The 8,279-nt window shown below is 61.9% G+C and carries 9 protein-coding genes and 1 pseudogene; 5 read left to right on the top strand and 5 right to left on the bottom strand.

Annotation, left to right across the window (positions count from 1 at the left end):
- Nucleotides 1-218: pseudogene (locus GYA94_RS09435) on the bottom strand (tRNA uracil 4-sulfurtransferase ThiI); the annotation flags it as partial.
- Between the two features lie 281 nt (nt 219-499).
- On the opposite strand from GYA94_RS09435, the gene glnA reads away from it, so the two are divergent.
- The 4 genes from glnA to ntrC all read left to right on the top strand — a co-directional run bounded on the left by glnA (nt 500) and on the right by ntrC (nt 5,386).
- The gene (glnA, locus tag GYA94_RS09430; protein WP_009685006.1) at nt 500-1,906 is read left to right on the top strand and encodes a type I glutamate--ammonia ligase; all 1,407 of its coding nucleotides are present in this window, start codon (nt 500-502) and stop codon (nt 1,904-1,906) included.
- Nucleotides 1,907-2,061: 155 nt separating this feature from the next.
- Nucleotides 2,062-2,604, top strand: a complete 543-nt coding sequence (locus GYA94_RS09425) for a chorismate mutase (protein ID WP_110677594.1) — start codon at nt 2,062-2,064, stop codon at nt 2,602-2,604.
- A 263-nt stretch (nt 2,605-2,867) separates the two neighbouring features.
- Nucleotides 2,868-3,953 (top strand): nitrogen regulation protein NR(II), encoded by a 1,086-nt coding sequence (gene glnL, locus GYA94_RS09420; protein ID WP_009685004.1) that lies wholly within the window; start codon nt 2,868-2,870, stop codon nt 3,951-3,953.
- Nucleotides 3,950-5,386 (top strand): nitrogen regulation protein NR(I), encoded by a 1,437-nt coding sequence (ntrC, locus tag GYA94_RS09415; protein WP_009685003.1) that lies wholly within the window; start codon nt 3,950-3,952, stop codon nt 5,384-5,386. The genes glnL and ntrC overlap by 4 nt, the downstream gene beginning before the upstream one ends.
- Nucleotides 5,387-6,012: 626 nt before the next feature.
- On the opposite strand, the gene GYA94_RS09410 is transcribed toward ntrC, so the two are convergent.
- Nucleotides 6,013-6,450 (bottom strand): hypothetical protein, encoded by a 438-nt coding sequence (locus tag GYA94_RS09410; protein ID WP_009685002.1) that lies wholly within the window; start codon nt 6,448-6,450, stop codon nt 6,013-6,015.
- On the opposite strand from GYA94_RS09410, the gene trmL reads away from it, so the two are divergent.
- A complete protein-coding gene (trmL, locus tag GYA94_RS09405; protein ID WP_054913836.1) occupies nt 6,449-6,910 on the top strand; it encodes a tRNA (uridine(34)/cytosine(34)/5-carboxymethylaminomethyluridine(34)-2'-O)-methyltransferase TrmL in 462 nt (153 codons plus the stop codon). The genes GYA94_RS09410 and trmL overlap by 2 nt on opposite strands.
- Nucleotides 6,911-7,029: 119 nt before the next feature.
- Here trmL and secB read toward each other — a convergent pair whose 3' ends face one another.
- The 3 genes from secB to GYA94_RS09390 are packed head-to-tail and all read right to left on the bottom strand — an operon-like array spanning nt 7,030 to nt 8,224.
- Nucleotides 7,030-7,515 carry a protein-export chaperone SecB gene (gene secB, locus GYA94_RS09400; RefSeq protein WP_009685000.1) on the bottom strand — a complete coding sequence of 162 codons (486 nt, stop codon included), beginning with the start codon at nt 7,513-7,515 and terminating at the stop codon, nt 7,030-7,032.
- 39 nt (nt 7,516-7,554) lie between these two features.
- Nucleotides 7,555-7,809 carry a glutaredoxin 3 gene (gene grxC / locus GYA94_RS09395; RefSeq protein ID WP_029886544.1) on the bottom strand — a complete coding sequence of 85 codons (255 nt, stop codon included), beginning with the start codon at nt 7,807-7,809 and terminating at the stop codon, nt 7,555-7,557.
- Between the two features lies 1 nt (nt 7,810).
- Complete coding sequence (locus tag GYA94_RS09390) at nt 7,811-8,224, bottom strand: rhodanese-like domain-containing protein (protein WP_009684998.1); 414 nt, start codon at nt 8,222-8,224, stop codon at nt 7,811-7,813.
- Between the last annotated feature and the right edge of the window lie 55 nt (nt 8,225-8,279).

The raw sequence follows: 8,279 nt of genomic DNA, 5'->3' as shown, positions 1-8,279 counted from the left end.
GCAGCTGGATGATGACGTAACGGTCGACGTCCATCGAGGTGAAGGCATGGTTACCACCGAGCTTGCAGCGCACGGCGAAGTGCTTGCCGGCCAGCAGGTGGCGATAATGGTGCTTGCGCCAAGGCGTTGGCGCACGATATCGTACAGGAGTCACCCAGCGGGTATTCCTCTACCTGCAGGAAATGGGTAATTCGCGGTGTGCCGGTGCGGCGCTCGATCTCACAGGCGATGAAGCCCTCAAAGAAAGCACACCCTCCAGGTCGTGCACCATGCCGGTGCACCAATACCAAAATCCGCATCTAAAAAGTGCACATTCCAAGCCCAGCCCCCCGCAAAATGCCCGCAAACGCCCCCTTTTATCCCGCGCTCGCCATTTTCGGGCACTGGCATGCAATTTGCTCCCTTGTGAGGCAGGTAAGCTTGGCCGACTATCCGCGCCCGGCAACACCCTTTTTCCAGGGCAGCGGCCCACCGCGCTCTAGACCATCCGGAGGACAACATGTCGAAGTCGGTTCAACTCATCAAAGATCATGACGTCAAGTGGATTGATCTGCGTTTCACGGACACCAAAGGTACTCAGCACCACGTGACCATGCCGGCGCGCGATGCGCTGGACGAAGACTTCTTCGAAGTCGGCAAGATGTTCGACGGTTCCTCCATCGCTGGCTGGAAAGGCATCGAAGCTTCCGACATGATCCTGATGCCGGTTGACGAAACCGCCGTTCTGGACCCGTTCACCGAAGAACCAACCCTGATCATCACCTGCGACATCGTCGACCCGTCGAGCATGCAGGGCTACGACCGCGACCCACGTGCCATCGCCAAGCGTGCCGAAGAGTACCTGAAGAGCACCGGCATCGGTGACACTGTCTTCGCCGGCCCGGAGCCAGAGTTCTTCATCTTCGACGAAGTCAAGTTCCAGTCGGACATCTCCGGCTCGATGTTCAAGATCTTCTCCGAGCAAGGCTCGTGGATGACCGGCGCTGACGTGGAAGGCGGCAACAAAGGCCACCGCCCAGGCGTGAAAGGCGGCTACTTCCCAGTTCCGCCGTTCGACCACGACCACGAAATCCGTACTGCCATGTGCAACGCACTGGAAGAAATGGGCCAGACCGTCGAAGTTCACCACCACGAAGTGGCAACTGCCGGCCAGAACGAAATCGGTGTCAAGTTCAACACCCTGGTGAAGAAGGCTGACGAAGTCCAGGCGCTGAAGTACGTTGTGCACAACGTTGCCGACGCCTACGGCCGTACCGCTACCTTCATGCCGAAGCCACTGTACGGCGACAACGGTTCGGGCATGCACGTGCACATGTCGATCTGGAAAGACGGCAAGAACACCTTCTCCGGCGAAGGCTATGCCGGCCTGTCCGACACCGCCCTGTACTTCATCGGCGGTATCATCAAGCACGGTAAGGCCCTGAACGGCTTCACCAACCCGTCGACCAACTCGTACAAGCGTCTGGTTCCAGGTTTCGAAGCCCCGGTGATGCTGGCCTACTCGGCGCGCAACCGTTCCGCTTCGATCCGTATTCCTTACGTTGGCAGCCCTAAAGCCCGCCGTATCGAAGCCCGCTTCCCGGACCCATCGGCCAACCCGTACCTGGCCTTCGCAGCGCTGCTGATGGCTGGCCTGGACGGTATCCAGAACAAGATCCACCCAGGCGACGCGGCCGACAAGAACCTGTACGACCTGCCGCCAGAAGAAGCCAAGAACATCCCGCAAGTGTGCGGCAGCCTGAAAGAAGCTCTGGAAGAGCTGGATAAAGGCCGTGCGTTCCTGACCAAGGGCGGCGTGTTCTCCGACGACTTCATCGATGCCTTCATCGAGCTCAAGAGCGAAGAAGAAATCAAGGTCCGCACCTTCGTGCACCCGCTGGAATACGAGCTGTACTACAGCTGCTGATCTGATCGGCGCCCGGCGCCGGTGAGCTGATCAAACGGCCTCCCTCGGGAGGCCGTTTTCGTTTCTGCCGTCACTATTTTCGGAAGCGTCCTACCCCCGAGGATCAGCCAACACCGCCACACTCGGGCCTTCACCCTATGCTCTGGAGGTCTGTCATGCGTCATTTCCCCTTCGCCGCAGTGGCTGTATTGGCCCTGACCGGTTGCACTGCAGAAGCCCCGCCGGATACGGCGCTGTCCGCGCTGCTCGACAACATCGAACGTCGCCTGGCCCTGGCTGAAGCCGTGGCGCTGCACAAGTGGGACACTGGCCAGCCCGTGCAGGCAACGCTGCGCGAGCAACAGGTGCTGGCCAATGTCCGTGCTGCCGCACCTGGCCACGGCCTGGCACCACAACGCGCCGAGGCGTTTTTCGCCGACCAGATGGAAGCCAACAAGTTGCTGCAATACACCCTGCTGTCCGACTGGCACCGCGAGGGCGCGGCGCCGCACACGCAACGCCGCGACTTGCAGACAGACATCCGCCCGCAACTGGATGACCTGCAGGGCACACTCCTGCAAAGGCTGGCAGCCTTCGACCGTGAGCCCGCGGCGGGCTGCAGCACACGGCTGGCCAAGGAACTGGCCGGCCGGTCCGCGCCCCAACCACTGCACCAGGCTTTGGTTCGCGCCACCGGTCAACTGTGCGATAAATCCTGAAAGCTCTATGCTCCTTATTGGTGCATTCTTGCGGGCGACGCCCTGGAATGCACCCCAAAAAAGGTCACAAGAAACGTTAAACCAGAACATTCTGGTGCGAATCTGCGCGATTTCGGGTGCTGATCGGACAATTCCGCTTCTTTTCGGAGCTTTGGTTTGTTTCTTGCATTTTATGCACTGAAACTGGAATCAGCGGATTCACTGCGCCCCGGGTTCTGGCTGCACCCTGCCAGACAAGCGCCAAAAGAGGTCAACGACGCCTTATGACCATCAGCGATGCACAGCACCGTCTGCTTCTGGACAACCTGACCACCGCCACGCTATTGCTCAACGGTGAGCTGCGCCTGGAATACATGAACCCAGCTGCAGAAATGTTGCTGGCGGTCAGTGGCCAGCGCAGTCACGGGCAGTTCATCAGCGAACTGTTCACTGAATCGACCGAGGCGCTCAGCTCGTTGCGCCAGGCGGTGGAACAGGCGCACCCGTTTACCAAACGCGAAGCACAACTGACGTCCCTGACCGGGCAGACGATCACGGTCGACTATGCGGTAACGCCAATCCTGCACCAGGGCCAGACCCTGCTGCTGCTGGAGGTGCATCCGCGCGACCGGCTGCTGCGCATCACCAAGGAAGAGGCGCAACTGAGCAAACAGGAAACCACCAAGATGCTGGTGCGGGGCCTGGCTCACGAAATCAAGAACCCCCTCGGGGGCATCCGCGGCGCCGCCCAGCTGCTGGCCCGCGAGCTGCCCGAGGACGGCCTGCGCGACTACACCAATGTGATCATCGAAGAGGCCGACCGCCTGCGCAACCTGGTCGACCGCATGCTGGGCTCGAACAAGCTGCCCTCGCTGGCCATGACCAACATCCATGAAGTACTGGAGCGGGTCTGCAGCCTGGTCGAAGCCGAAAGCCAGGGCTGCATCACATTGGTGCGCGACTACGACCCAAGCCTGCCGGATGTCCTGATCGACCGCGAACAGATGATCCAGGCCGTGCTCAATATCGTGCGCAACGCCATGCAGGCGATCAGTTCGCAGAACGAACTGCGCCTGGGCCGCATCACCTTGCGCAGCCGCGCCTTGCGCCAGTTCACCATCGGCCACGTGCGCCATCGCCTGGTGGCCCGGGTGGAGATCATCGACAACGGCCCGGGCATCCCGCTGGAACTGCAAGACACCCTCTTCTATCCCATGGTCAGCGGTCGCCCGGACGGTACCGGGCTCGGCCTGGCCATTACCCAGAACATCATCAGCCAGCACCAGGGCCTGATCGAGTGTGAAAGCCACGCTGGCCATACCGCCTTCTCGATCTACCTGCCTCTGGAACAAGGAGCCACCGCCTCATGAGCCGAAGTGAAACCGTATGGATCGTCGACGATGATCGCTCCATCCGCTGGGTCCTGGAAAAAGCCCTGCAACAGGAAGGCATGACCACCCAGAGCTTCGATAGCGCAGACGGTGTCATGGGCCGCCTGGCCCGCCAGCAGCCGGACGTGATCATTTCCGACATCCGCATGCCGGGGGCCAGCGGCCTCGACCTGCTGGCGCAGATTCGCGAGCAGCACCCACGCCTGCCGGTCATCATCATGACCGCCCATTCCGACCTGGACAGCGCCGTGGCATCGTACCAAGGCGGCGCTTTCGAGTACCTGCCCAAGCCGTTCGACGTGGACGAGGCGGTTTCGCTGGTCAAGCGGGCCAACCAGCACGCCCAGGAGCAGCAAGGGCTGGACGTGCCACAAAGCCTGGCGCGCACACCGGAGATCATCGGTGAAGCCCCGGCGATGCAGGAGGTGTTCCGCGCCATTGGCCGCCTCAGCCACTCCAACATCACCGTGCTGATCAATGGCGAGTCCGGTACCGGCAAAGAACTGGTAGCCCACGCCCTGCACCGCCACAGCCCGCGTGCAGCGGCACCGTTCATTGCCCTGAACATGGCCGCCATCCCCAAGGACCTGATGGAGTCCGAGCTGTTCGGCCACGAAAAAGGCGCTTTCACTGGCGCCGCCAACCTGCGCCGGGGGCGCTTCGAGCAGGCAGATGGGGGCACCCTGTTCCTCGACGAGATCGGCGACATGCCCGCCGAAACCCAGACCCGCCTGCTGCGGGTGCTGGCAGATGGCGAGTTCTACCGGGTCGGCGGCCACGTGCCGGTCAAGGTAGACGTGCGTATCATCGCCGCTACTCACCAGAACCTCGAGTCACTGGTGCAGGCTGGCAAGTTCCGCGAAGACTTGTTCCACCGCCTGAACGTGATTCGCATCCATATCCCGAGGTTGGCTGACCGGCGCGAAGACATCCCCGCACTCGCCCGCCATTTCCTTGCCCGTGCCGCTCAAGAGCTGGCGGTCGAGCCGAAGGTGCTCAAGCCGGAAACCGAGGAGTTCATCCGCAACCTGCCATGGCCGGGCAACGTGCGGCAGATGGAGAACACCTGCCGCTGGATCACCGTCATGGCCTCCAGCCGCGAGGTACTGATTGGTGACTTGCCGCCGGAGTTGCTGAACCTGCCCCAGGACGCTGCCCCCGTGACCAACTGGGAGCAGGCGCTGCGCCAGTGGGCTGACCAGGCACTGGCGCGTGGGCAATCCAACCTGCTGGACAGCGCGGTGCCAAGCTTTGAGCGGATCATGATCGAGACCGCCCTCAAGCACACCGCCGGCCGGCGCCGCGATGCGGCGCTGTTGCTGGGCTGGGGCCGCAACACCCTGACCCGCAAGATCAAGGAACTGGGGATGAATGTGGCGGGTGGCGATGACGAGGAAGGTGACGAGCACTGAGCGCTAGGTTAACCCTCGAGATCTTTGGGGCTGCTGCGCAGCCCTTTCGCGACACAAGGCCGCTCCTACACGGACCATCTGTGCCTCCGGGCTGATGGGTTACCTGTAGGAGCGGGTTCACCCGCGAAAGGGCCGGGCCTGCGGGCCAGTTTCTGCCAGGCATTGTGCATTGCCGGTACTACCGTATTCGCGGGTGAACCCGCTCCTACATCGATTGATGATGCCGGCCCGGCTCCGCAGGACTGCCGGCCACCCCCGCCCATTGTAAGCGGCCTTGTGCCGCGACAAGGCCGCAAAGCGGCCCCAGCTGTTTCAGCCTTCCGATGCACCGTTCCTGTGCCCGCTGCACCTCGCCAAGGCACAAACCCCCTCAAAAACCGGCCGAATCCCCCTCAAAGCCCAGTATTTCCGGGTTTTGCAAAATTGGCACGCCCCCTGCAATAGCTAATACATACCCAGTTTCGGGGGCCCTGGTACAGGCAGGCCGGGTGAACCCCTCTTTTATTAGCAACACCGCCGTTTTTGGGGACCTCGGTACAGGCAGGCCGGGCCATCCCCCCTTTACACGCAGTACGCCGTAGCCCTTTTGGGGACCCTGGTACAGGCAGGCCGGGATATCGCCTCTTTTATTCCTGCAGGCTCACCTGCAGCCGCCAGCGCCCAGCGTCTTCTGCACCGGCCCATTGGCCGTGCAGGGGGCGCGCGGCCACCACCGTCAGCAACAACCCCTCCTGGCTGTTCTGCAGCCGCCAGCTTACCGGTTTGCCGTTCAGGCTCAATTGGCCCTGCCGGGCCGTGCCCTGGGCCTGGAACAGCACAGCCACCGTGCCTTGGACGTTCTCGGCATGCAGCTTGGGTTCTTCGTTGAACCACAGCGCCAGCCCATTCGACAACACCTCTACCTGCTGCAACTGGCGCTCTACAGGGGCGGTCAGGCGGCCGATCATCAGCCCCACCATTACCCCGACGATCGCCAGCGACAGCAGCATGCGCGGCAACGCCTTCGAACGCACATCCGGTTCGGGGGTAGAATGCCCGTCATCCTCTTGCTTGGAGCCGTGCATGTTTCACGTCATCCTTTTTCAACCAGAAATTCCGCCGAATACCGGCAATATCATTCGCCTGTGCGCCAACAGCGGCTGCCACCTGCACCTGATCGAACCCATCAGCTTCGAACTGGATGACAAGCGCCTGCGCCGCGCGGGGCTGGATTACCACGAGTATGCCACGCTCAAGCGCCACCAGAGCCTGGCCGAATGCCTGGAAAGCCTGGGCAACCCACGGCTGTTCGCCTTTACCACCAAAGGCTCGCACTCGTTCCACGAGGTCGCGTACCAGCCGGGTGACGCGTTCCTGTTCGGGCCGGAGAGCCGCGGGCTGCCGGCAGAAGTCCTCGACAGCCTGCCCGCCGAGCAACGCCTGCGCCTGCCCATGCGCCCAGGCTGCCGCAGCCTGAACCTGTCCAACACGGTGGCGGTGACGGTGTATGAGGCCTGGCGGCAGAACGGGTTTGCCGGGAGCTGATGTGTAAGCCTGCACTGGCCCTATCGCCGGCAAGCCGGCTCCCACAGGGACCACGTGCGGCTTCCCACACAGCCAACAAAAAAGCGCCCCTAAAGGCGCTTTTCCGATACCGGCAGCAGTTACTGAACGGTTGGCGCTTCGCCGGCTTCCTGCATACGCTGCATTTCTTGCGCGTACAGGGCGTCGAAGTTGACCGGCGACAGCATCAGCGCCGGGAACGAACCACGGGTTACCAGGCTGTCCAGGGTCTCGCGGGCATACGGGAACAGGATGTTCGGGCAGAACGCACCCAGCGTGTGGCTCATCGAAGCAGCATCGAGGTTGGCGATGAGGAAGATACCCGCCTGCTGCACCTCAGCGATGAACGCGACTTCGTCGCCGTTCTTCACGGTGACCGACAGGGTCAGCACCACCTCATGGAAGTCGCCTTCCAGGGCCTTTTGCTTGGTGTTCAGGTCCAGGGCAACGCTCGGCTCCCAGGTCTGACGGAAGATCTGCGGGCTTTTCGGGGCCTCGAACGACAGGTCGCGCACATAGATGCGCTGCAGGGAGAACTGAGGGCTGTTGTCTTCAGCAGCAGCGCCGTTGGTCTGTTGGTCAGTCATGGCAGATCCTTATCCTAATGTTTTCGAATGCAGTGCAAATCAGGCCGCCAGCAACGCGTCGAGCTTGCCGGCGCGTTCCAGGGCATAGAGGTCATCGCATCCACCGACATGGGTACTGCCGATCCAGATCTGCGGCACCGACGTGCGGCCGGCTTTCTGGGCCATCTCGGCGCGCAGTTGCGGTTTGCCGTCGACCTTGATTTCCTCGAATGCCACGCCCTTGCTCTCGAGCAGGTACTTGGCACGCATGCAGTAGGGGCAGTAGTCGCTGGAATAAACGATGACGGGCTTCATATCACTTCACCAGGGGCAGGTTATCGGCTTTCCAGCTGGAAACGCCACCGCTCAGCTTGGCGGCGTTGTAACCGGCCTTGAGCAGATCGCGGCAAATGCTGCCGGACTGCTGGCCCATCGCGTCGACGACGATCAGGGTCTTCTCTTTGTGCTTGTCCAGCTCGGCCATGCGGTTGGCCAGCTTGTCCTGCGGAATGTTCACCGCACCCACGATGTGACCGGCGGAGTACTCCTTGGCCGGGCGGATATCGATCACCAGCGCCTTGTCGGCATTGACCAGGGCAGTCAGCTGACCGTTGCTCAGGCTCTGCCCGCCACGGCGGATTTCATTGATGAGCAGCAGGGCCAGCAGAATGAAGAAGATCGCAACCAGGATGTAGTGATCTGTCGCGAATTGAATCAGGTGAGCAACCATCAGCGGTGTTCCAGGCGATTGAAAATGCCGGCCAGTATACACAGCACCTTGGTAC

Source organism: Pseudomonas juntendi (assembly GCF_009932375.1).
GTDB classification, from domain to species: domain Bacteria; phylum Pseudomonadota; class Gammaproteobacteria; order Pseudomonadales; family Pseudomonadaceae; genus Aquipseudomonas; species Aquipseudomonas juntendi.
This window is presented reverse-complemented; position numbering and strand designations above follow the sequence as displayed.